Here is a 21,250-nt window from a genome sequence, read left to right as displayed (position 1 = left end):
GGTTTCCGGACGTAAAGCGAAGCAGTCCGGAAACCCTGCCCCGGAGGCCCGTCACCGCACCCGACACCCACCCGCCCGCCGCAGGCGCAACGGCGGAGCCACCCGCAAACACCACCCGCACCCACGCCCCGCGCAGCGGAGCCCTAACAGCGCGAGGCCCCCACGGCGGGAACGCCGACAACGTGGGAATCAAGCGGGCACACAACGCCCGCCTTCCGTCCGGTAGTTCCAGCGGGCACCGTTCGTCACGAGCTCCTTGACCGCTTCGACGAAGCGGTCGACATGCTCATCCGGCGTGCCGACGCCCAGGCTGACGCGGATGGCGTTGAGGGACTTCTCGCCGGGGGCCGCGTCGGGGGCGCCGCACTCGCCGGGGTCCTGGGGCTCGCTGCCGAGGAGGGTGCGGACGAGGGGGTGGGCGCAGAAGAGGCCGTCGCGGACGCCGATGCCGTACTCGGCCGAGAGCGCGGCCGCGAAGTGGGAGCTGTTCCAGCCCTCGACGACGAAGGAGAGGACGCCCACCCGTGCGGCGTCGTCGCCGAAGAGGGAGAGCACGGCGACCTCGGGGACCTCGGCCAGGCCGGCGCGGAGCCGGGCGATCAGCTCCTGTTCGCGGGCGACCAGGCCGTCGAAGCCGGCCTCGGTGAGGGCCTGGCAGGCCGAGGCGATGGCGTAGGCGCCGATGACGTTGGGCGAACCGGCCTCGTGCCGGGCCGCGGTGGTGTGCCACTCGACGTCGACGCCGCCGTCCGCGCGCCGGGAGACCTTGCGGCTGGCGCCGCCGCCGGCCAGGTAGGGCGCGGCGTCCTGCAGCCAGTCCGCGCGGCCGGCCAGCACTCCGGCGCCGAACGGCGCGTACAGCTTGTGGCCGGAGAAGGCGACCCAGTCGACGTCCAGGCCCGCGAGGTCCACCGGGTGGTGCGGGACGAGCTGCGCCGCGTCCAGCACGATCCGGGCGCCGTGCGCATGCGCGGCGGCCGCCAGCTCCCGTACCGGCCACAGCTCGCCGGTCACGTTCGACGCTCCGGTCACGCAGACCAGCGCCGGGCCGTAGGGCTCGCGGGCGGCGAGCGCCTTCTCCAGGGTGTCGACCGCCTGCTGCGGGGTGCGCGGGGCGTTGAGGTAGGTGACCTCGACGTCGGGGCGCTGCTCCCACGGCAGCAGCGAGGCGTGGTGCTCGGTCTCGAAGACGAACACCCGGGTGTCCTGCGGGAGTACGGCGGCGAGCAGGTTGAGCGAGTCGGTGGTGGAGCGGGTGAACACGACCTGGTCCTCGGCGCCGCAGCCGAGGAACTCCCCGATGGTCCGGCGGCTGTTCTCGAAGAGGTCGGTGGACAGCTGCGAGAGGTACCCGGCGCCGCGGTGCACGCTGCCGTAGTACGGGGCGTAGGCGGCCACGTCGTCCCAGACCCGCTGGAGCGCGGGGGCGCTGGCGGCGTAGTCCAGCGCGGCGTAGTCGACCTCGCCGCCGGTCACCAGCGGGACGCGGACATCCCGGCCGAGAACCGGCAGCGGGGCACAAACGGAACGGTCGGCGGCAACGGCGGAAACAGACATGGCGAACTCCCGTGAGAGACAAGCGAATTCGCTGCGGGCGGGGGCGCGGAAAGGCACGCCGGGGCACCGCGGCGGAAAAGGAAAAAGGGATGCGGAAGAGGGGCCGTCGGGCCCTAGCGCATTCGCTGATTCACGGAAGTTCTCCCTCGGGGACCAGGACCCGGCGAGGGTCCGCGCTTGCCGCAGACCTCGCTGCCTGCGGCCTGGTCATCACCCGGGGCACCCCGCCACGGAAGGAGGGTTGCCGGACAGCGGGCCGGGGCCTGTGTCGCTGTCACTCGTGACCTGGGCAGAATCATGCCACACGCGCAAAGCGGCGCAAGGCCCGGTCCGTATGACGGACAGAGCCTTGCGCCGCACCCTGCGTCACCGCGCGCTCAGGTGTTGCTGGCGGCCACCCAGCGCTCCAGCGCCTGCTTGGCCGCCCCGGAGTCGATGGAGGCGGCGGCACGCTCGATCCCGGCCCGGATCTGCTCGGCCAGCGGGGCGTCCGTCGGCTCCAGCGCGACGAGCGCCGCCGCGCTGTTCAGCAGCACCGCGTCGCGCACCGGGCCGGTCTCCCCGTCCAGCATCCGGCGGGCGACATCCGCGTTGTACGAGGCGTCCGCCCCGCGCAGCGCCTCCACCGGCACCAGGGGGATACCCACGTCCCGGGGGTCGAAGTGCTCCTCGCGCACCGTGCCGTCCCGGACGACCCACACCCGGGAGGTCGCGGTGGTGGTCAGCTCGTCCAGGCCGTCGTCGCCGCGGAAGACCAGCGCCGACGAGCCGCGCTCGGCGAGCACCCCGGCCAGGATCGGCGCCATCCGGGCGTCCGCGACACCGGTCGCCTGGGCGCGGACCCTGGCGGGGTTGGTCAGCGGGCCCAGCACGTTGAAGGTGGTGCGGATGCCGAGCTGGGCGCGCGCGTTGGCGACGTGCCGCAGGGAGGGGTGGAACTTCACCGCGAAGCAGAAGGTGATGCCCGCTTCCCGGGCGACCTCGGTGACCCGCTGCGGGGTGAGGTCGAGGTTGACGCCGAGCTTCTCCAGGACGTCGGAGGCACCGCTGGCCGAGGAGGCGGCGCGGTTGCCGTGCTTGACGACCTTGGTGCCGGTGCCGGCGACCACGATCGAGGACATCGTGGAGATGTTGACGGTCTTGGCGCCGTCGCCGCCGGTGCCGACGATGTCGACGCTGGGGCCGGGCACCTCGATCAGCCGGGCGTGCGCGTACATGGTCCGGACGAGCCCGGAGATCTCGGCGACGGTCTCGCCCTTGGCCCGCAGGGCGACCGCGAACCCGGCGATCTGGGCGTCGCCTGCCTCGCCCCGCATGATCCTGTCCATCGCCCAGGCGGTGTCGTCCGCGGTGAGGTCACGGCCGGCGAGCAGGGCGTTGAGCAGGTCCGGCCAGGAGTGGGCCGCCACGCTGTCGCCGCCTGCCGGGGTCACAACGTTCATGGTCCACTCTCCTGGATCGTCTCCTGCTTATGCCGTCACCCTATCGAGCCACCGGACACGCCGGAGGGCCCCGTCCGATCAGCAGACGGGGCCCTCTGGGTGGCGTACTACCTACGGTGCGCTAGGAAAGCGCCGTGGTGATCAGTGGTGGCCGTGGCCGCTGGTGATCTCCTTGTACTCCTCGACCGTGGCCTTCGGGATGACGTTGTCCTCGCCGTAGTAGGCCTTGGAGAGCTTGGCCCGCAGCTTCTGCGAGCGCGACAGCTTGCGCGCCACACCGTTCTCGTCGACCTCGGGGCCCAGTTCGAGCGGCGCGGGCTGCTCGTGCTGCGTGAGCAGGTGCAGCTGCTCCTGGTCGAGCGGCTCGTGGACCTCGATGAACTCACCGTGCGGCAGGCGCTTGATGATGCCGGACTCGCGGCCGTGCAGCACCTTCTCCTTGTCACGCCGCTGCAGACCCAGGCAGATCCGCTTGGTGGCGATGAAGGCCAGCACCGGCCCGACGAAGAACGCGATCCGGACGAACCAGGTGATCGAGTTGATCGACAGGTGGAAGTGCGTCGCCCACAGGTCGTTACCGCCACCGATCAGCATCACGAAGTACGCGACCAGCCAGGCGACACCGAAGCCGGTACGGGTCGGGACGTTGCGCGGGCGGTCCAGGATGTGGTGCTCGCGCTTGTCGCCCTTGACCCAGGACTCGATGAACGGGTAGACCGCGATCGCGACCAGGACCAGCGGGAAGACCAGGATCGGGATCAGCACGCCGAAGTTCAGGGTGTGGCCCCAGAAGTTCCACTCCCAGCCCGGCATGACACGCACCAGACCCTCGGCGAAGCCCATGTACCAGTCGGGCTGGGCGCCGGTGGACACCTGGTCGGGCCGGTAGGGGCCGATGGCCCACACCGGGTTGATGCTGGCGATCGCGGCGATCACCGAGATCACACCGAAGACCAGGAAGAAGAAGCCTCCGGCCTTGGCCATGTAGACCGGCAGCAGCGGCATGCCCACGACGTTGTTGTTGGTCTTGCCGGCACCCGGGAACTGGGTGTGCTTGTGGTAGAAGACCAGGATCAGGTGCGCCACCAGCAGGCCGAGCATGATGCCCGGCAGCAGCAGGACGTGCACCGTGAAGAACCGCGGGATGATGTCGTGCCCCGGGAACTCCCCGCCGAAGATGAAGAACTGCAGGTACGAACCGACCAGCGGCATCGCCAGGATGACGCCCTCGATGAACCGCACGCCGGTGCCGGAGAGCAGGTCGTCGGGGAGCGAGTAGCCGGTGAAGCCGGTGAACATGCCCAGCACCAGCAGCAGGAAGCCGAACAGCCAGTTGACCTCGCGCGGCTTGCGGAAGGCGCCGGTGAAGAACACCCGCATCATGTGGACCATCATCGCGGCCAGGAAGACCAGCGCGGCCCAGTGGTGGATCTGGCGGATCAGCAGACCACCGCGCACGTCGAAGCTGATGTCCAGCGTCGACTCGAAGGCCTGCGTCATCCGGACACCCTGCATGGGCACGTAGGAACCGTGATAGGTCACCTCGGCCATGCTCGGGTGGAAGAACAGCGTCAGATAGACACCGGTCAGGATGATGATGATGAAGCTGTAAAGCGCGACCTCGCCCAGCATGAAGGACCAGTGGTCCGGGAAGATCTTGCGCATGTTGGACTTGGCGAGGCTGTAGATGCCCAGCCGGCCGTCCGCCCAGTCGGCGATCCGCTCACCCCGTGGCGCCTGGCCACGGCGCGTGGTGGTCGCGCTCGTCTCGTTACTCATCCGCGCTCCCAGAAGCTCGGGCCGACGGGCTCCTCGAAGCCGCTCGCGGCCTCCAGGAAGCCGTCCTTCTCCGTGATGTGCAGCTGCGGCAGGGCGTGTCCGGCCGGACCGAAGATCACCCGACCGCCGTCAGAGAGGTCGAACGTCGACTGGTGGCAGGGGCAGAGCACGTGGTGCGTCTGCTGCTCGTACAGGCTGATCGGGCAACCCACGTGGGTGCAGATCTTCGAGTACGCCACGATGCCCTCGTGCGACCAGGACAGCTCGTGCTTGTCCTTGATGTTCTGCGGCTGAATCCGCACGAGCATCAGGGCGTCCTTGGCGATCTCCTGCGCGAACTCCTCGTCGTGCTCCTCCAGGCCCTCCGGCATGGCGAACGTCAGGGAGCCGACCGCGATGTCCTCGGGACGCAGCGGGAGGTTGGTGGACTGGTTGACGAGCCGGACGCCCTTCTTCCAGTTCGTGGTGCGCAGCTTGTTCCCGGGCAGCGGCCCGAGGTCGCGCAGCAGCACGACGCCGGAGAGCGGCACCAGGGCCAGCGCGCCGAACATCGTGTTGCGGATCAGCTTGCGGCGGCCGACCTGCGACTCCTTCGCCCCCTGGGCGAAGTCCGCCATGACCTTGGCCTTGACCTCGGGCGGGGCCTCGATCGGGTGCCGCTCGTCGGCGACCTCCTCGTCCGACATCAGCGTCCGGGCCCAGTGGACCGCACCGGCGCCGATGCAGAAGAGCGCCGCGCCCAGCGTCAGACCGAGCGCGAAGTTCAGCGCGCTGATGTGACCGAGCGGCCAGATGTAGACGTTCTTTTCGATCGGGATCGCCACGTAGGAGGCGATGAAGCCGACCGTCGCGATCATGGACACGATAAAGAGCAGTGCCACGGTGCGCTCGGAGCGCTGGGCGGCACGGTCGTCGATGTCCTGCGCGCGGTGCTCGTGGGGCGGCAGACCCGGGTCGGCGAACGGGTTCTCCGCCGTGGCCACCGCACCTTCGTGAGCCGTCTCCCGCTCACCGGGAAGGGTTTCTTCTGGCACGTCTTCGTGTCGTCCAGTCTCGCTCATGACTTCTTGGCCTTCGTAGTCCGGGCTGCGACCCAGACGGCGACCGCGATCAGCGCGCCCAGGCCGAAGATGTAGCCGAAGAGACCCTCACTGACCGGACCGAGACCGCCGAGGTCGAGGCCACCGGGGCTCTCGGAATCATCGCCGTTGACGGCGCCCAGGTACGCGACGATGTCCTTCTTGTTCTGCTGCGACAGCGAACCGTCACCGAAGGAGGGCATGTTCTGCGGGCCGGTTTCCATGGCCTCGTAGATGTGCTTCGGGTCCACGCCCTCAAGCGTCGGCGCGTACTTGCCGTCGGTCAGGGCGCCGCCCTTACCGGTGAAGTTGTGGCACTGCGCGCAGTTGGTGCGGAACAGCTCGCCGCCCTTGGCGATGTCGGCACCGTCCGGGCTGTACTGCTCCTTGTCCGGCACGGTCGGGCCGGCGCCCAGCGAGGCGACGTACGCCGCGAGCTGGTCGATCTGGGCGTTGGTGTAGATGTTCTTCTTCCGCGGCACCTGGGCGCCGGGCTGCTGGGCCGGCATCCGGCCGGTGGCCACCTGGAAGTCCACGGCTGCGGCGCCGACGCCGACCAGGCTGGGGCCGTCGGAGGTGCCCTGACCGCCGGTGCCGTGGCAGCTGGCGCAGCCCACGGCGAAGAGCTTCTTGCCCTCCTTGATGGCAAGAGACTGGGCGGTGTCATCGGCCTGAGCCTTGTCCGCCGGCGCGAACGCGGCGTACAGCCCCCCAGTGACCGCCAGCGCGAAGAGTAGGACGACGAGCGCCGCCAGCGGATGGCGCCGTCGTGCGGAGAGCTTTTTCACGGATTACCCCGGTGTCAGGATCTTCTGCGTCGATGCTTTGGATATGTCTGTCTGATACGAGCCGGTACGGGCCCGGACTACTTGATCAGGTAGATCGTGGCGAAGAGGCCGATCCAGACGACATCGACGAAGTGCCAGTAGTAGGACACGACGATGGCCGCGGTGGCCTGCGTGTGGGTGAACCTCTTGGCCGCGTACGTCCTGCCCAGGACCAGCAGGAAGGCGATCAGACCGCCCGTCACATGCAGTCCGTGGAAGCCGGTGGTCAGGTAGAACACCGAGCCGTACGGGCCGGACGAGAGCGAGAGGCCCTCGTGCTTGACCAGCTCCGTGTACTCGAAGACCTGACCGCCGATGAAGATCGCACCCATGACGAAGGTGACCACGAACCAGGCCCGGAGCTTCTTGACATCGCCACGCTCGGCCGCGAAAACGCCGAGCTGGCAGGTCAGAGAGCTGAGCACCAGGATCGTGGTGTTGGTCGCGGAGAACGGAAGATTCAGCGCATCGGCGGATTCCTTCCAGTACTCGGCTCCGGTCACCGATCGAAGGGTGAAGTACATCGCGAAGAGGGCCGCGAAGAACATCAGCTCGGAACTCAGCCAAATGATGGTTCCGACGCTGGTGAGGTTCGGCCGATTGACCGACGGGTGCGCGTGCCCGGTTTCTACTGTCGTTGCTGTCGCCACGACCGACATTATGTCGGTCGCTTATCCCGCCCTCACTCCGGGGGGTGCCGTTCGGTGTGTCAAGGGCGTATGCGCTGCTCGTACGGACCGTTCCGGCGGTCGCTCGAAGGAGGGAAGCGCCCGGCCGGCCGCCGGAGCGCGGCCCCGGCGGCACCGGTCCTGACGGGCCGTCGGACAGATCGCGAATCCGTCCGAACCCCTCCTGCGGGCACCCCCCGCGGGAGTAGCATCCGCCCCACCCGATGCTGTGCCGCTACGAAGCGTGGAGGAACGATGCAGGCGACTGCCACGGTGCTGGTCTACAGCGACAACGCAGGCACCCGCGAGCAGGTCCGGCTGGCGGCCGGACGGCGCCCCGCCGCCGATGCCCCGCAGATCGAGATCCTGGAGTGCGCCACCGCGCCGGCCGTCCTGACGGCCCTGGAGCAGGGCGGCATCGACGTCTGCGTGCTGGACGGCGAGACCGCCCCGGCGGGCGGGATGGGTGTCTGCCGGCAGATCAAGGACGAGATCTTCCGGTGCCCGCCGGTGCTGCTGCTGATCGGCCGTCCCCAGGACGCCTGGCTGGCGACCTGGAGCCGGGCGGACGCCGCGGTGACCCATCCGCTGGACCCGGTGGCGTTCGCCGACGCCCTGGCCGGACTGCTGCGCCGCAGGAACCTCGTACAGGCCTGAGCGGCCTGCTGCGCGGCGCTCAGATCCCCGGGCGCAGCCGGGCCTCGCCGGCCGGGTTCTGCTCCCGCTCGGCCGCTCCTGTGGTGCTGGCGGCCCTGGTCTTCAGCGCGCTGCCGGCCCGCCATTCCTTCCAGGGCATGTTCCAGTCGCCGAAGCCGTTGTCGAACGGCGTCATGGTGTCGCCGCCGCTGTTGATGACCTTGACCACGTCGCCGACCCGCACGGTGTTGAAGAACCACTGGGCGTTGCCCGTGGACATGCCCGTACAGCCGTGGCTGACGTTCGCCGCGCCCTGTGATCCGACGGACCAGGGTGCGGCGTGGACGTACTCGCCGCTCCAGGTCACCCGGGTGGCCCAGTAGACCGGCAGGTCGTAGGAGTCCGAGCTTCCGGCGGCGATGCCGACGGTGGAGCTGCGCATCCGTACGAAGCTCTCCTTGCCGAGGATGACCTTGACGCCGTTGCGGGTGGAGAAGCCGGGCTTGCCGGTGGTGACCGGGAGGGTTTTGATCGTCTCCCCGTTGCGCCACACCGTCATCTGGTGCGAGGCGGCGTCGGTGACGGCCTCCACCCGGTCTCCGGTGGTGAGCTTCACGGGCTTGGAGGGGCCGCCGTAGAGGCCCTTGGCGATCTTCAGGCCCGGCAGGTTGCTGTGCACCGAGATCGTGGCGTGCGCGGGCCAGTACTCCTTCGGGCGGAAGTGCAGCTTCTTGCCGTCCACCCAGTGCCAGGCGCCCTCGACGCGCGGCATGGAGTCGACCTTCAGGGCGCTCTCCACGATGGCGCGGGCCTTCGGGTCCTTGACGGGCTGGCTCAGCTCGGCGGTGACCGGCTGGCCGACGCCGTACTCGCCGGCCTCCGGGCCGAAGACGGCGGTCAACTGGCCGTCCGCCTCCTTGGTGTTGACCACCAGCGTCCGGCGGCCGGGCGAACCGTCCTCCTCGGTGCTCACCCGCACCGTGTAGCGGCTGCCGGCGGCCAGCGGCGCGGTGGTGCGCCAGTGCCTGCCGTCGGCGCTCAGCTCGCCGTGGACGAAGCGGCCGGTGGCATCGGTGGCGGTCACGTCGGTGATCCGCGCGTCGTCCCCGTTGACGGACACCTCGAGCGGCTTGTCGGGGTCCGCTTTCTTCTTGCCGTCGGGGATGTTGGCCGAGATCTGGTCGGCCGCGTCGTAGGGATTGGCGGAGAGCGCTTCCGAATCCGAGCCCCCGCACGCGGTGGCGCTCACCGCAAGGGGCACGAGCAGGAGGCCGCAGCTCAGCACCGTCCGGGTTCGAGGTCTGTGACTCATGCCCCAAAAATATGAAGAATCACCTGTCCCAGCGCGCTGGAGAGGGCAAACGGGTCTGCCCCGGCCACCAAACGCGGCGGGCCCGGACACCTGTTGGGGTGTCCGGGCCCGCCGACGGCTGCGGTGCGGCCGTTACTGCGTGCGGTTCTCGCCGTGGTAGTACTCGAAGACCCAGCCGAAGAGACCCACGAGGATCACCGGCAGGGAGAAGTACAGCAGCCACCAGCCGAAGACGACGCCCAGGAAGGCGAGCGCGCCACCGACGGCCAGGGAGAGCGGCTGCCAGCTGTGCGGGCTGAAGAAGCCCAGCTCACCGGCGTCGTCCGAGACCTCGGCGTCCTCGTTGTCCTGCGCACCCGCGTCGACCCGCCGGGCCGTGAAGGCCAGGTAGTAGCCGACCATGATGCACAGGCCGAAGGCGAGGAACAGTGCGGTGGTGCCCGCCGGCTCCTTCGACCAGACGCCATAGACGATCGCCATGGCGAGGACGAAGACGGAGAGCCAGATGAACATCTTGCCCTGGATCTTCACTTGCCCGCCTCCTTGCCGCCGGCGAGGGACTTGTCGTCCTCGGTGGCACGGCCGTTGTGCAGCGCGTCAAGGGCTGCGATCTCCGGGTGGTGCAGGTCGAACGCCGGGGATTCGGAGCGAATGCGCGGCAGCGTGAGGAAGTTGTGCCGCGGCGGCGGGCAGGACGTCGCCCACTCCAGCGAGCGGCCGTAGCCCCAGGGGTCGTCGACCTCGATCTTCTCGCCGTACTTCGCCGTCTTCCAGACGTTGTACATGAACGGCAGGATCGACAGGCCCAGCAGGAAGGAGCTGATCGTCGAGACGGTGTTCAGCGCCGTGAAGCCGTCGGCCGCGAGGTAGTCCGCGTAACGCCGCGGCATGCCCTCGGCACCCAGCCAGTGCTGGACGAGGAACGTGCCGTGGAAGCCGATGAACAGCGTCCAGAACGTGATCTTGCCGAGCCGCTCGTCCAGCATCTTGCCGGTGAACTTCGGCCACCAGAAGTGGAAGCCGCAGAACATCGCGAAGACGACGGTGCCGAAGACGACGTAGTGGAAGTGCGCCACCACGAAGTACGAGTCGGAGATGTGGAAGTCCATCGGCGGCGAGGCCAGGATGACACCGGTCAGACCACCGAAGGTGAAGGTGATCAGGAAGCCGATCGCCCACAGCATCGGCGTCTCGAAGGACAGCGAGCCCTTCCACATCGTGCCGATCCAGTTGAAGAACTTCACACCGGTCGGCACCGCGATCAGGAACGTCATGAAGGAGAAGAACGGCAACAGCACGCCGCCCGTCACATACATGTGGTGCGCCCACACCGTGACCGAGAGACCGGCGATCGAGATCGTCGCCGCGATCAGACCGATGTAACCGAACATCGGCTTCCGGGAGAACACCGGAATGACCTCGGAAATGATGCCGAAGAACGGCAGCGCGATGATGTACACCTCGGGATGGCCGAAGAACCAGAAGAGGTGCTGCCACAACAGGGCACCGCCGTTGGCGGCGTCGAAGACATGCGCACCGAACTTCCGGTCCGCCTCCAGCGCGAACAGCGCCGCCGCCAGCACCGGGAAGGCCAGCAGGACCAGCACACCGGTCAGCAGCACGTTCCAGGTGAAGATCGGCATCCGGAACATCGTCATGCCAGGCGCCCGCATGCAGATGATCGTCGTGATGAAGTTGACCGAACCGAGGATCGTGCCGAAGCCGGAGAAGGCCAGACCCATGATCCACATGTCGGCGCCGACGCCCGGCGAACGCACCGCGTCCGAGAGCGGCGAGTACGCGAACCAGCCGAAGTCGGCCGCACCCTGCGGGGTGAGGAAGCCGGCCACCGCGATCAGCGAGCCGAAGAGGTAGAGCCAGTAGGCGAACATGTTCAGCCGCGGGAACGCCACGTCGGGCGCGCCGATCTGCAGCGGCATGATCCAGTTCGCGAATCCGGCGAACAGCGGCGTCGCGAACATCAGCAGCATGATCGTGCCGTGCATCGTGAACGCCTGGTTGAACTGCTCGTTCGACATGATCTGCGTGCCGGGACGGGCCAGCTCGGCGCGCATGAGCAGCGCCATCAGGCCGCCGACGCAGAAGAACGCGAACGACGTGACCAGGTACATCGTGCCGATGGTCTTGTGGTCAGTGGTCGTCAGCCACTTCACGACAGCGATGCCGGGTTGCTTCTTGCGTACGGGCGGTGCTGCCGGAGCCGTATCGGCGGCGGCACCCTGAGGTTCGTTGAGGATGCTCACTGGTTCTTGGTCTCCGCATTCCTGGCGTGATCCGTCTGCTCGATGCCCGACGGCAGGTATCCGGTCTGGCCCTTCTTCGCCAGGTCCTTCAGGTGCTCCCGGTACCGCTCGGGGGAGACGACCTTGACGTTGAAGAGCATCCGGGAGTGATCGACACCGCAGAGCTCGGCGCACTTGCCCATGAAGGTGCCCTCCTTGTTCGGAGTCACCTCGAAGACGTTGGTGTGGCCCGGGATGACGTCCTGCTTCATCAGGAACGGCACCACCCAGAAGGAGTGGATGACGTCACGAGAGGTCAGCACGAACTGAACCGTCTCGCCCTTCGGCAGCCACAGGGTCGGACCGGGGTTGCCGGTCTGCGGGTTCCGCGTGCCCGGGGTGCCCGTGTCGTAGACACCGTCGGCACCGGCCGGCGCGGTCTTCTTCCACTTGTCCGGGATCGCGTCGAGTGCGCTGGAGTTCATGGCCGAGGTCGACTTGTCGCCGTCCACGTTCTCCAGGTAGTTGAACGCCCAGCTCCACTGGAAGCCGACCACGTTCACGACGTGGTCCGGCTTCTTCGAAGTCTTGAGGAGTGCGCTCTCATCACGTGCGGTGAAGTAGAACAGCACCGCGATGATGATGAACGGCACGATCGTGTACAACGCCTCGATCGGCATGTTGTACCGGGTCTGCGCGGGGACCTCCACCTTGGTCCTGCTGCGGCGGTGGAAGATCACGCTCCAGATGATCAGGCCCCACACCAGCACGCCCGTTGCGAGGGCGGCGGCCCAGGAGCCCTGCCAAAGAGAGAGGATCCGCGGCGCCTCGTCGGTGACGGGCGTTGGCATGCCGAGGCGGGGGAAGTCCTTATATGTGCAACCAGTCGCGGTCGCCAGGACCAGGCCCGCAGCAAGCACCTGCGGCAGCTTCCGCCGCATCGGGCGCCGCGACGAGCGGTCGGAGCCGTTGGGACTCACGTAGCGCCTTCCCGAGAGTCTCGCCCGCGAGACCGGCTGCGGCCGTCTCGCTGGTCGGTCGCCGGCCCTGGCGCGGGCAGGGGTTTGGATGTTTATGCGGACCAAACCCTACTGGACGCTATTTGGGGTCGCGCGGGGAGGGTGCCCAACGCGCCGCGTCGCACCCCTAAGGGGTGGCCAGGGCCCCCGGGCGGTGCCCTCGGAAGCCCCGATTACCCGCTTTCACCAGGCATCTGACGCCGCGCCCGGCACGGGCAGCGGCACTCCCCCGGCCGGTGCCTCCCGGCCCGGCCCGCCGCGGGACCCGAGGGCTCCCGGCTGCGGACCGGAGCACCTCCCGCCGGGAAACGGAGGGGACTAACGTCTCGTACGTGCCCTACTTCGACGCGGCGTCCGCCGCCCCCCTGCATCCCGTCGCCCGTGAGGCCCTGCTCGCCTCGCTGGACGAAGGCTGGGCCGACCCGGCCCGCCTCTACCGCGAGGGGCGGCGCGGCCGGCTGCTGCTGGACGCGGCGCGGGAGGCCGCGGCCGAGGCCGTGGGCTGCCGCCCGGACGAGCTGGTTTTCACCCCTTCGGGGACGCAGGCGGTGCACTCGGGAGTCTCGGGCGCGCTGGCGGCCCGGCGGCGAGCCGGCCGCCGGCTGCTGCACTCCGCCGTCGAGCACTCCGCCGTCCTGCACGCCGCCGAGGTCCATGAGGCGGCCGGCGGCAGCCGTACGGAGCTGGCGGTGGACCGTACGGGCCGGGTGCGGGCCGCGGACGTCGCGGCGGCGCTGACACCGGACACCGCGCTGGTCTGTCTGCAGTCCGCCAATCACGAGGTGGGAACCGAACAGCCGGTCGGGGAGGTGGCCGCGCTCTGCCGGGAGGCGGGTGTGCCCCTTCTGGTGGACGCCGCGCAGTCGCTGCCCTGGGGGCCGGTGCCCGGCGGCTGGTCGCTGCTGACGGCGAGCGCCCACAAGTGGGGCGGCCCGCCCGGCGTGGGGCTGCTCGCGGTCCGCAAGGGGACCCGGTTCGCGCCCCAGGGGCCGCACGACGAGCGGGAGGCGGGCCGCAGCCCGGGGTTCGAGAACATCCCGGCGATCGTGGCCGCCGCGGCGTCCCTGCGCGCACTGCGGGCGGACCCGGGGACCACGGACGAGGCGGCGCGGCTGCGGCGGCTGGTGGACCGCGTCCGGACCCGGGTGCCGGAGCTGGTCCCGGACGTGGAGGTGGTCGGCGATCCGGTGCGCCGCCTCCCCCACCTCGTCACCTTCTCCTGCCTCTATGTCGACGGCGAGGCGCTGCTGCACGAACTCGACCGCGCGGGATTCTCCGTGTCGTCCGGTTCGTCCTGTACGTCCAGCACGCTGACGCCGAGCCATGTGCTGCGCGCGATGGGCGTGCTGTCCGAGGGGAACGTACGGGTCTCGCTGCCGTACGGCACGGACGAGGCGGACGTGGAGCGCTTCCTGGAGGTGCTGCCGGAGGTGGTCCGCTCGGTGCGGGAGCGGCTGGGCGTCCCGGCGGCGGGACGGGAAGCCGCGGCGGCCGGCGGCGTCCCGGCACCGGCGGCCGCCCGCGCGGACGGGGAGCCCGCCGGGCCCGCGCCGGACGACGAGCCGCCCGGCCTGGTCGTCGACTCGCTCGGCAAGCGCTGCCCGATCCCGGTCATCGAGCTGGCGAAGGCGATCGGGGAGGTGCCGGCCGGCGGGACGGTGACGGTGCTCTCCGACGACGAGGCGGCCCGGCAGGACATCCCCGCCTGGTGCACCATGCGCGACCAGGAGTACGTGGGTGAGCGGCCGGCCGAGCGCGGCGCCGCGTATGTCGTGCGGCGCCGCGCCTGACCGGGCGGTTCAGAGCAGGTGCTGCTGGACCTCGGCGGCGGCCTCGTGGCCGTATGCCTTGGTGAAGCGGTCCATGAAGTGGCTGCGGTGCAGCTCGTACTCCTGGGTGCCGACGGTCTCGATGACCAGCGTCGCCAGCATGCAGCCGATCTGCGCGGCGCGCTCCAGGCCGACGCCCCAGGACAGGCCGGAGAGGAAGCCGGCGCGGAAGGCGTCGCCGACGCCGGTGGGGTCGGCCTTGGCGTTCTCCTCGGGGACACCGACCTCGATGGCCGGCTCGCCGGTCCGCTCGATCCGGACGCCGTTGGAGCCGAGGGTGGTGACGCGGGTGCCGACCTTGGCGAGGATCTCCTCGTCGGTCCAGCCGGTCTTGGACTCGATCAGGCCCTTCTCGTACTCGTTGGAGAAGAGGTAGGCCGCGTCCGTCATGAGGGTGCGGATGGACTCGCCGTCCATCCGCGCGATCTGCTGGGAGAAGTCGGCGGCGAACGGGATACCGCGGCTGCGGCACTCCTCGGTGTGCCGGACCATGGCCTCGGGGTCGTCCGCACCGATCAGGACGAGGTCGAGGCCGCCGACCCGCTCGGCCACGTGCTGCAGCTCGATCAGCCGGGCCTCGCTCATCGCGCCGGTGTAGAACGACCCGAGCTGGTTGTGGTCGGCGTCGGTGGTGCACACGAAGCGGGCGGTGTGCAGCACCTCGGAGATGCGGACGGAGCGGGTGTCGACGCCGTGGCGGTCGAGCCAGGCGCGGTACTCCTCGAAGTCGTTGCCGGCGGCACCGACCAGGATCGGCGCGGTGCCGAGCTGGCCCATGCCGAAGGAGATGTTGGCGGCGACGCCGCCGCGGCGGACCTCGAGCTGGTCGACCAGGAACGAGAGGGAGATCGTATGCAGCTGGTCGGCGACCAGCTGATCGGCGAAGCGGCCGGGGAAGGTCATCAGGTGGTCGGTGGCGATGGAGCCGGTGACTGCGATACGCACGACGGGTCTGCTCCTGCGGAAGGCGGAGGGACGGGCGGACGTAGAGAAACGCTACCCCGCGAGGTCGCGTACCACCCGGTCATCCCGGACACTTGAAACCACAGAAACTACCCGATAGTAGGTCTTTCTCCTCGATACTCGGCTGCGTACGGTGCCCCTATGACCAAGCCTGTGAAAGCCGTCACACCGCGCCATGACGCCTCCCCCGTCCGCCAGGACCCGGAGTCGCTCGACGAGCTGCGCGGCGACTGCGCACGGATGGCGGGCCGCTGGACCGCCGGCCGGGCGGCCGCGCCCGCCCCGGGGCGGGCCGCCGATCTGCACGGGGTCCAGGTCCCCTCCTCCGCCGCCGCACTCGTGGACGGAATGTCCGAGTACGGCGACTGACGTCCCGCCCGGCGGCGGCCGCCGCGCCCCCCGGGGGAACCGTGTACGCCCCCGCTCCGTCCCATCGACGTCCACCTCATGGAGGATGGCACGTCAGATGTTCAGCGGAGCCGAAGGAGCGATGCGGTGAACACCGAGGACAGCACCGACACCCCGAACCCCAAGGAGCGCAGGCGGCGCACCCCGTTGGTGGTCGCCTCGATGGCTGCCGCGGTGCTGCTGGCCGGGGGCGGCGCGGCGTACTGGGCCTCGTCCGCGTCCAGCGACGAGAGCTCCGGCGCGGGCGCCGCGGGCGATCCGCCGCCGCTCGCGCTCGACGGCTACACCGGCGGCGGCTCGATCGCGGCCGGTGAGCCCAATCCGCAGGGTGCGAAGTACCGGGCGGTGCAGAAGCTGCCCGGCGGCCCGGAGTCCGCGCCGGTGTACCGCCCCAAGGGCGAGATCAGCCGGCAGTCGGTCGAACGGCTGGCGGAGGCGCTGGATCTGTCCGGAAAGGTCCACTCCGAGGGGACCAGCTGGAAGGTCGGCGGGACGAAGGACGCCCGTGGCCCCGTGCTGCAGGTGAGCAAGACCGGCTCGGGTGCGTGGACGTACTCGCAGTACGGCACCCCGGGCGGGACGAACTGTGCGCTGCCCGCCTCCCCGAAGGGCGACAAGGGGCAGAGCGGGGCCGGCAGCGGTACGCCGTCGAACCGTCCCGGCTGTCCGTCGTACCGCGGCGGCGGGGACGTCACCACCGAGGACGACAGCAGCGGCAAGGGCGCGGTGTCGCCGGAGAAGGCCAAGAAGGCGGTGCGGCCGGTGCTGGCGGCGCTCGGCCAGAAGAACGCCCGGCTGGACGCGGGCGGACTGTCCGGCGCGGTCCGGATCGTCACCGCGAACCCGGTGCTCGGCGGGCTGCCGACGTACGGCTGGCAGAGCGATCTCCAGGTCGGCTCGGACGGCCAGGTGGTCGGCGGCAGCGGCCAGTTGGCGAACCCGGCCAAGGGCGCGGAGTACCCGGTGCTGAGCGCCGACAAGACGCTGGACCGGCTGAACTCGGGCGACGGCCGCAAGCCGGCCGGCTGCCCCTCGCCGCCCAGCGGGAAGAGCGACGAGGACGGCAAGGACGGCGGGATCGCGCCGTGCGAGCCGGACCCGACGAAGGGGCAGAAGCCGGCCGAGGTGACCGGCGCGGTCTTCGGGCTCTCCGTGCAGACCGTGGACGGCGGGCAGGCGCTGGTCCCGTCGTGGCTGTACAAGGTGCGCCAGCCGGGCGCGGGCAGCGGCCCGGACGCCACCTCGACGATCGCGCACCCCGCGGTGAACCCGAAGTACCTGGCCCGTAAGGGCGACGGGTCGCAGAGCCCGGGGCAGTCGCCGCACAAGCCGAATGCGAAGCCCGGGGCGATGTCCCTGGAGTCGTACGACGTGGGCGACGGCGGCAGGAAGCTGACCCTGCACTTCTGGGGCGGGGTGTGCAGCGTCTACACGGCGAGCGCCGAGGAGTCGGGCACGACCGTGAAGACCAAGGTCACCGGCAAGGACAAGAAGCCCGGCCAGGTCTGCGTGAAGATCGCCAAGGAGTTCACCAAGACCGTGACGCTGGAGAAGCCGCTGGACGGCCGGAAGGTGGTCGACGAGTCGAGCGGCGACTCCGTGCCGAAGCGGTAACGGGCCTCGCGGAAGCCGGGTCCGCCGGGCCCGGCGGCGTCGGGCACAACGAGAGCGGCGCTCCCCACTCGGGGGGCGCCGCTCTCGTCTGCGTACTTCCCGTGCCCCTTAGCTGAAGGAGTCGCCGCAGGCGCAGGAGCCGGTGGCGTTCGGGTTGTCGATCGTGAAGCCCTGCTTCTCGATGGTGTCGACGAAGTCGATGGAGGCACCGCCCAGGTAGGGGGCGCTCATCCGGTCGGTGACGACCTTGACACCGTCGAAGTCCTTGACCACGTCGCCGTCGAGCGAGCGCTCGTCGAAGAAGAGCTGGTAGCGCAGTCCGGAGCAGCCGCCGGGCTGAACGGCCACCCGCAGCGCGAGGTCGTCCCGGCCTTCCTGCTCCAGAAGGCCCTTGACCTTCGACGCGGCCGCGTCGGACAGGATGATGCCGTCGCTGACGGTGGTCTCGTCCTGAACGCTCATCTAGATCTCTCCCGGGTTGTACGGACCGCTTGTCATCGGTTGCAACCTGCTGCAACCGGGGACGTCCCGGATTAATTCCGGCTGGGCGCAATTCGTCGAGAAGCCTTCCGGACACCGCCGGGAGCGGCCTCTCCTAATCGTTCTCTCCTCATGCTCGCACACCGGCGGCCGGGAACAGGTGGCCGACCGCACATGGCGGTGCTGATGCGTCACATCGACACTATGGCCATCGTCAAAGTGACGTGAAGCGGCTATGATAAATAGCGTCAAATAGACGAAAAGGCTGTATGCAAGAGCCGCCCGCAGAAAAGAGAGGGTGCGTGTTGTGACCACCGCCCAGCCCCTGGACGTCCAGCCGACCCCGCTGGCGCTGCTCCTCCTCGGCCGCGAGGCCGACCCGAAGAGCGAGCGCGGCGTGGAGTGCCCCGGCGATCTGCCGGCCCCGTCGGACCCCGGCCTCGTCGAGCGCGCCCGCGCGGCCAAGGCGAAGCTCGGGGACAAGGTCTTCGTCCTGGGGCACCACTACCAGCGCGACGAGGTCATCGAGTTCGCCGATGTGACCGGCGACTCGTTCAAGCTCGCGCGGGACGCCGCCGCCCGGCCGGACGCCGAGTACATCGTCTTCTGCGGTGTGCACTTCATGGCGGAGTCCGCCGACATCCTCACCGGCGACGACCAGCAGGTCATCCTCCCCGACCTGGCCGCCGGCTGCTCGATGGCCGACATGGCCACCGCAGAGCAGGTCGCCGAGTGCTGGGACGTGCTCACCGAGGCCGGTGTCGCCGAACAGGTCGTACCGGTCTCGTACATGAACTCCTCCGCCGACATCAAGGCCTTCACCGGCAAGCACGGCGGCACGATCTGCACCTCCTCCAACGCCAAGCGGGCGCTGGACTGGGCCTTCGAGCAGGGCGAGAAGGTCCTCTTCCTGCCGGACCAGCACCTGGGGCGCAACACCGCCGTCCGTGACCTGGGCATGTCCCTGGACGACTGCGTGCTCTACAACCCGCACAAGCCGAACGGCGGGCTGACCGCCGAGGAGCTGCGGGCCGCCAAGATGATCCTGTGGCGCGGCCACTGCTCGGTGCACGGCCGGTTCTCGCTCGACTCGGTGAACGACGTGCGCGCGCGCATCCCCGGTGTGAACGTGCTGGTCCACCCCGAGTGCAAGCACGAGGTCGTGGCGGCGGCGGACTACGTCGGGTCGACGGAGTACATCATCAAGGCCCTGGAGGCCGCCCCACGCGGCTCGAAGTGGGCCATCGGCACCGAACTGAACCTGGTCCGCCGGCTGGCCAACCGTTTCGCCGACGAGGACAAGGAGATCGTCTTCCTCGACAAGACGGTCTGCTTCTGCTCGACGATGAACCGCATCGACCTGCCGCACCTGGTGTGGGCGCTGGAGTCGCTGGCCTCGGGCAAGGTGATCAACCGGATCGAGGTCGACGCGGAGACGGAGAGCTTTGCGAAGCTGGCGCTGGAGCGGATGCTGGCGTTGCCGTAGGCGTGCGTTTTTGGCTTTCCCGCCGTGGTGGCCTCGCGCTGTTTCGGGTCCGCTGCGCGGGGCGTGGGCTGGGGTGATGCTTGTCTGTCCCTCGCCGTTGCGCCTGCGGCGGGCGGGTGGGTGTCGGGTGCGGTGACGGGGGGCCCGGGGCGGGGGGGTGGGGGGGGGGGCCCTGCCCCCCCCCCCCCCCGCCCCCTCCGGCCCGTCCCCTCCCGTGGGGGGAGTGAGTGCGGGTGAGTGGGGGCGGGCGTTTGTGGGATCGGCTGGGGGCTGATCAGGTCGTTGCGGCCTCTAGGGTCCAGCGGATTTTGTCGCCGCCCTTGATGGCGGTGTGGCAGGGGCCGGTGGTGATCTTCTTCTCGTTGACGTAGGCGTTCCACTTCTTGGTGGCGTCGGCGGCGTCGCCGTGGATGGCGGTGACGACGAAGTCCTGGGTGGCGGCGTCCCAGCGCGCCTGTACGCCGCCGAGGCCGTACTGCGCGTTGGCGTCCACCAGGGCGGTGAGTGGTGTGGCGGAGAGGCCGTCGGCGGCGCAGTAGAAGCCGCCGAAGACGGTGCGCGGGCCCGTGATGACGAGTCCCACGCTCGCGGTGTAGGGGCCGCCGGTGACGCCGACGCGTACCCGGACGTCGCCCGTGGCCGCGGTGGCGGGCGGCGCGGCCGCGAGAGCCAGGGCCAGGGCGAGCCCGGCAGCGGTGACGGGGGCGGCCCCGCGGGCCAGAACGGACGGCACGCTCGCTCACCTTTCGACGGTCCGGCAGCACACGCCACGTAACCAGCACTCCCGGTGATCGGCGAGAGGTGCACCGCCGAATGCGTACGGCGCGGGCGCGCGCCCCGGATAAACGGTTGCCGCGGGCCGGGCGGCGCCGGTACGTTCCCCCGGCCGTCGGCGTTCCCGGGACGGCATCCGTCGCCAGGAGGTGTGCAGCACATGCGCAGCAGTGCCCAGCAGTCGGTCTCGCGTGCTCACCTCTGCCACCTCCTCACGACGGAGACACCTTGTCGATCCACCTCACCCCACTGACCGACCCCGGCCCCTCGCTGTCCAGCCGGCGCCTGGCCTGGCTGGCGGCCGACGCCGACGCGGTACCCGTCGGCTCGGCCTTCCTGCGGCTCTTCACCGACGCGGGACAGGAACACCGCGCCGAACTGGACCTCCGCGTCCACCCCGCCGAGCGGCGCAAGGGCGTCGGTCAGCGGCTGCTCGACGCGGCGGTCGCCGCGGCCCGGAAGAACGGCAGGCGCTGCATCGCCGCCCAGGCCAGGGCGGTTTCCCCCGGGGAAGCGTTCCTCGCCGCCCAGGGCTTCCGTAAGGTCCTCACGCTGCGCCATGCCCGGCTGGCACTGGCCGGGCTGGACCTCGCAGCCCTCTGCGAGGCCGTCGGGAAGCCCCGTCCCGGCTACCGGCTGGAGTCCTGGCGCGGCGTGGTCCCCGGCCACCTCGCCCGGACGTTCGCCGCCTCGCGCCGGGCCATGGACGACATGCCCATGGGCCAAGCCGATCACGGCACGGTGCCCTGGGACGTCGAACGGGTCCGGGCGGCGGCCCGGCTCATCGAGCAACGCGGCGATCTGCTGTACACCGTCGTCGCCGTCGCCACCTCGGACGGCTCGATCGCCGGGTTCACCGAGCTGGTCGTCCCCGGTACCGGCACGGGCGACGCCCAGCACTACGGCACCGGCGTGCTGCCGGAGCACCGGGGGCACGGCCTCGGCCGCTGGATGAAGGCCGAGTCCATCCGGCGGGTCCGGCAGGACCACCCGGACCTCGACGGCCTCACCACGGACACCGCCGACAGCAACGCCCCCATGAGGCGCGTCAATGACGGCCTCGGCTACCGGGCGACGCACGAGGTGCTCGTCCACGAGCTGGCGCTGTAGGGAGACACGGGCAGGTGGGCGGGC

19 protein-coding genes and 1 riboswitch are annotated in these 21,250 nt (G+C 70.0%); of the genes, 6 read left to right on the top strand and 13 right to left on the bottom strand.

The genetic code is table 11. From position 1 onward, the window contains the following. Window positions 1-189: 189 nt before the first annotated feature. The 6 genes from ACGFN2_RS32330 to ACGFN2_RS32305 all read right to left on the bottom strand — a co-directional run bounded on the left by ACGFN2_RS32330 (window position 190) and on the right by ACGFN2_RS32305 (window position 7,343). Window positions 190-1,557, bottom strand: coding sequence for an aminotransferase class V-fold PLP-dependent enzyme (locus ACGFN2_RS32330; RefSeq protein WP_393366279.1), 1,368 nt, complete (start codon window positions 1,555-1,557; stop codon window positions 190-192). Window positions 1,558-1,725: 168 nt separating this feature from the next. Next, window positions 1,726-1,843, bottom strand: a riboswitch (SAM riboswitch). Between the two features lie 91 nt (window positions 1,844-1,934). Beyond that, window positions 1,935-2,999 carry an anthranilate phosphoribosyltransferase gene (trpD, locus tag ACGFN2_RS32325; RefSeq protein WP_393366277.1) on the bottom strand — a complete coding sequence of 355 codons (1,065 nt, stop codon included), beginning with the start codon at window positions 2,997-2,999 and terminating at the stop codon, window positions 1,935-1,937. Window positions 3,000-3,140: 141 nt separating this feature from the next. Continuing rightward, a complete protein-coding gene (locus ACGFN2_RS32320) occupies window positions 3,141-4,778 on the bottom strand; it encodes a cytochrome bc complex cytochrome b subunit (RefSeq protein ID WP_362614676.1) in 1,638 nt (545 codons plus the stop codon). Next, window positions 4,775-5,839, bottom strand: a complete 1,065-nt coding sequence (locus tag ACGFN2_RS32315; protein WP_362614678.1) for a Rieske 2Fe-2S domain-containing protein — start codon at window positions 5,837-5,839, stop codon at window positions 4,775-4,777. Before ACGFN2_RS32315 ends, ACGFN2_RS32320 begins: the two co-directional genes overlap by 4 nt. Next, a complete protein-coding gene (locus tag ACGFN2_RS32310; protein WP_362614681.1) occupies window positions 5,836-6,645 on the bottom strand; it encodes a c-type cytochrome in 810 nt (269 codons plus the stop codon). Before ACGFN2_RS32310 ends, ACGFN2_RS32315 begins: the two co-directional genes overlap by 4 nt. 77 nt (window positions 6,646-6,722) lie before the next feature. Then, entirely contained in the window at window positions 6,723-7,343 is a 621-nt protein-coding gene (locus ACGFN2_RS32305; RefSeq protein ID WP_362614683.1) for a heme-copper oxidase subunit III, read from the bottom strand. Window positions 7,344-7,607: 264 nt separating this feature from the next. On the opposite strand from ACGFN2_RS32305, the gene ACGFN2_RS32300 reads away from it, so the two are divergent. After that, window positions 7,608-8,009: a hypothetical protein gene (locus ACGFN2_RS32300; protein WP_328387356.1), complete on the top strand. Its 402-nt coding sequence runs from the start codon at window positions 7,608-7,610 to the stop codon at window positions 8,007-8,009. Between the two features lie 19 nt (window positions 8,010-8,028). On the opposite strand, the gene ACGFN2_RS32295 is transcribed toward ACGFN2_RS32300, so the two are convergent. The 4 genes from ACGFN2_RS32295 to coxB all read right to left on the bottom strand — a co-directional run bounded on the left by ACGFN2_RS32295 (window position 8,029) and on the right by coxB (window position 12,523). Continuing rightward, complete coding sequence (locus ACGFN2_RS32295) at window positions 8,029-9,300, bottom strand: Ig-like domain-containing protein (RefSeq protein ID WP_362614687.1); 1,272 nt, start codon at window positions 9,298-9,300, stop codon at window positions 8,029-8,031. 132 nt (window positions 9,301-9,432) lie between these two features. Beyond that, a complete protein-coding gene (locus ACGFN2_RS32290) occupies window positions 9,433-9,831 on the bottom strand; it encodes a cytochrome c oxidase subunit 4 (RefSeq protein ID WP_362615317.1) in 399 nt (132 codons plus the stop codon). Continuing rightward, window positions 9,828-11,564, bottom strand: coding sequence for a cytochrome c oxidase subunit I (gene ctaD / locus ACGFN2_RS32285; RefSeq protein WP_393366273.1), 1,737 nt, complete (start codon window positions 11,562-11,564; stop codon window positions 9,828-9,830). Before ctaD ends, ACGFN2_RS32290 begins: the two co-directional genes overlap by 4 nt. Next, a complete protein-coding gene (gene coxB, locus ACGFN2_RS32280; RefSeq protein ID WP_362614798.1) occupies window positions 11,561-12,523 on the bottom strand; it encodes a cytochrome c oxidase subunit II in 963 nt (320 codons plus the stop codon). Before coxB ends, ctaD begins: the two co-directional genes overlap by 4 nt. Window positions 12,524-12,894: 371 nt before the next feature. Between coxB and ACGFN2_RS32275 the strand changes: the two genes are divergently transcribed. Continuing rightward, window positions 12,895-14,352: an aminotransferase class V-fold PLP-dependent enzyme gene (locus ACGFN2_RS32275; RefSeq protein WP_362614795.1), complete on the top strand. Its 1,458-nt coding sequence runs from the start codon at window positions 12,895-12,897 to the stop codon at window positions 14,350-14,352. 9 nt (window positions 14,353-14,361) lie between these two features. On the opposite strand, the gene ACGFN2_RS32270 is transcribed toward ACGFN2_RS32275, so the two are convergent. Beyond that, window positions 14,362-15,336 (bottom strand): carbohydrate kinase family protein, encoded by a 975-nt coding sequence (locus ACGFN2_RS32270; protein WP_362614792.1) that lies wholly within the window; start codon window positions 15,334-15,336, stop codon window positions 14,362-14,364. Between the two features lie 159 nt (window positions 15,337-15,495). Between ACGFN2_RS32270 and ACGFN2_RS32265 the strand changes: the two genes are divergently transcribed. After that, window positions 15,496-15,723 carry a hypothetical protein gene (locus tag ACGFN2_RS32265; RefSeq protein WP_393366270.1) on the top strand — a complete coding sequence of 76 codons (228 nt, stop codon included), beginning with the start codon at window positions 15,496-15,498 and terminating at the stop codon, window positions 15,721-15,723. 126 nt (window positions 15,724-15,849) lie between these two features. Continuing rightward, window positions 15,850-17,376: a hypothetical protein gene (locus ACGFN2_RS32260; RefSeq protein ID WP_393366268.1), complete on the top strand. Its 1,527-nt coding sequence runs from the start codon at window positions 15,850-15,852 to the stop codon at window positions 17,374-17,376. 108 nt (window positions 17,377-17,484) lie between these two features. Here ACGFN2_RS32260 and ACGFN2_RS32255 read toward each other — a convergent pair whose 3' ends face one another. Then, a complete protein-coding gene (locus tag ACGFN2_RS32255) occupies window positions 17,485-17,838 on the bottom strand; it encodes an iron-sulfur cluster assembly accessory protein (RefSeq protein WP_362614785.1) in 354 nt (117 codons plus the stop codon). A 316-nt stretch (window positions 17,839-18,154) separates the two neighbouring features. Between ACGFN2_RS32255 and nadA the strand changes: the two genes are divergently transcribed. Further along, the gene (gene nadA, locus ACGFN2_RS32250; protein WP_393366266.1) at window positions 18,155-19,342 is read left to right on the top strand and encodes a quinolinate synthase NadA; all 1,188 of its coding nucleotides are present in this window, start codon (window positions 18,155-18,157) and stop codon (window positions 19,340-19,342) included. Window positions 19,343-19,616: 274 nt separating this feature from the next. On the opposite strand, the gene ACGFN2_RS32245 is transcribed toward nadA, so the two are convergent. Beyond that, entirely contained in the window at window positions 19,617-20,075 is a 459-nt protein-coding gene (locus ACGFN2_RS32245; RefSeq protein WP_393366264.1) for a DUF4430 domain-containing protein, read from the bottom strand. 269 nt (window positions 20,076-20,344) lie between these two features. Between ACGFN2_RS32245 and ACGFN2_RS32240 the strand changes: the two genes are divergently transcribed. After that, the gene (locus ACGFN2_RS32240; protein WP_362611656.1) at window positions 20,345-21,226 is read left to right on the top strand and encodes a GNAT family N-acetyltransferase; all 882 of its coding nucleotides are present in this window, start codon (window positions 20,345-20,347) and stop codon (window positions 21,224-21,226) included. Window positions 21,227-21,250: the final 24 nt, after the last annotated feature.

Source organism: Streptomyces sp. NPDC048612 (assembly GCF_043199295.1).
In the GTDB taxonomy this organism is placed as follows: Bacteria; Actinomycetota; Actinomycetes; order Streptomycetales; family Streptomycetaceae; genus Streptomyces.
The sequence above is the reverse complement of the archived record's forward strand: the minus strand, read 5'-3'. Positions and strand labels throughout refer to the sequence as shown.

What these genes read in the sequence shown, in the direction of transcription:
- ACGFN2_RS32330 (WP_393366279.1), bottom strand. Translation starts at nt 1,557, where the DNA reads ATGTCTGTTTCCGCCGTTGCCGCCGACCGTTCCGTTTGTGCCCCGCTG.
- trpD (WP_393366277.1), bottom strand. Translation starts at nt 2,999, where the DNA reads ATGAACGTTGTGACCCCGGCAGGCGGCGACAGCGTGGCGGCCCACTCC.
- ACGFN2_RS32320 (WP_362614676.1), bottom strand. Translation starts at nt 4,778, where the DNA reads ATGAGTAACGAGACGAGCGCGACCACCACGCGCCGTGGCCAGGCGCCA.
- ACGFN2_RS32315 (WP_362614678.1), bottom strand. Translation starts at nt 5,839, where the DNA reads ATGAGCGAGACTGGACGACACGAAGACGTGCCAGAAGAAACCCTTCCC.
- ACGFN2_RS32305 (WP_362614683.1), bottom strand. Translation starts at nt 7,343, where the DNA reads ATGTCGGTCGTGGCGACAGCAACGACAGTAGAAACCGGGCACGCGCAC.
- ACGFN2_RS32300 (WP_328387356.1), top strand. Translation starts at nt 7,608, where the DNA reads ATGCAGGCGACTGCCACGGTGCTGGTCTACAGCGACAACGCAGGCACC.
- ACGFN2_RS32295 (WP_362614687.1), bottom strand. Translation starts at nt 9,300, where the DNA reads ATGAGTCACAGACCTCGAACCCGGACGGTGCTGAGCTGCGGCCTCCTG.
- ACGFN2_RS32265 (WP_393366270.1), top strand. Translation starts at nt 15,496, where the DNA reads ATGACCAAGCCTGTGAAAGCCGTCACACCGCGCCATGACGCCTCCCCC.
- ACGFN2_RS32255 (WP_362614785.1), bottom strand. Translation starts at nt 17,838, where the DNA reads ATGAGCGTTCAGGACGAGACCACCGTCAGCGACGGCATCATCCTGTCC.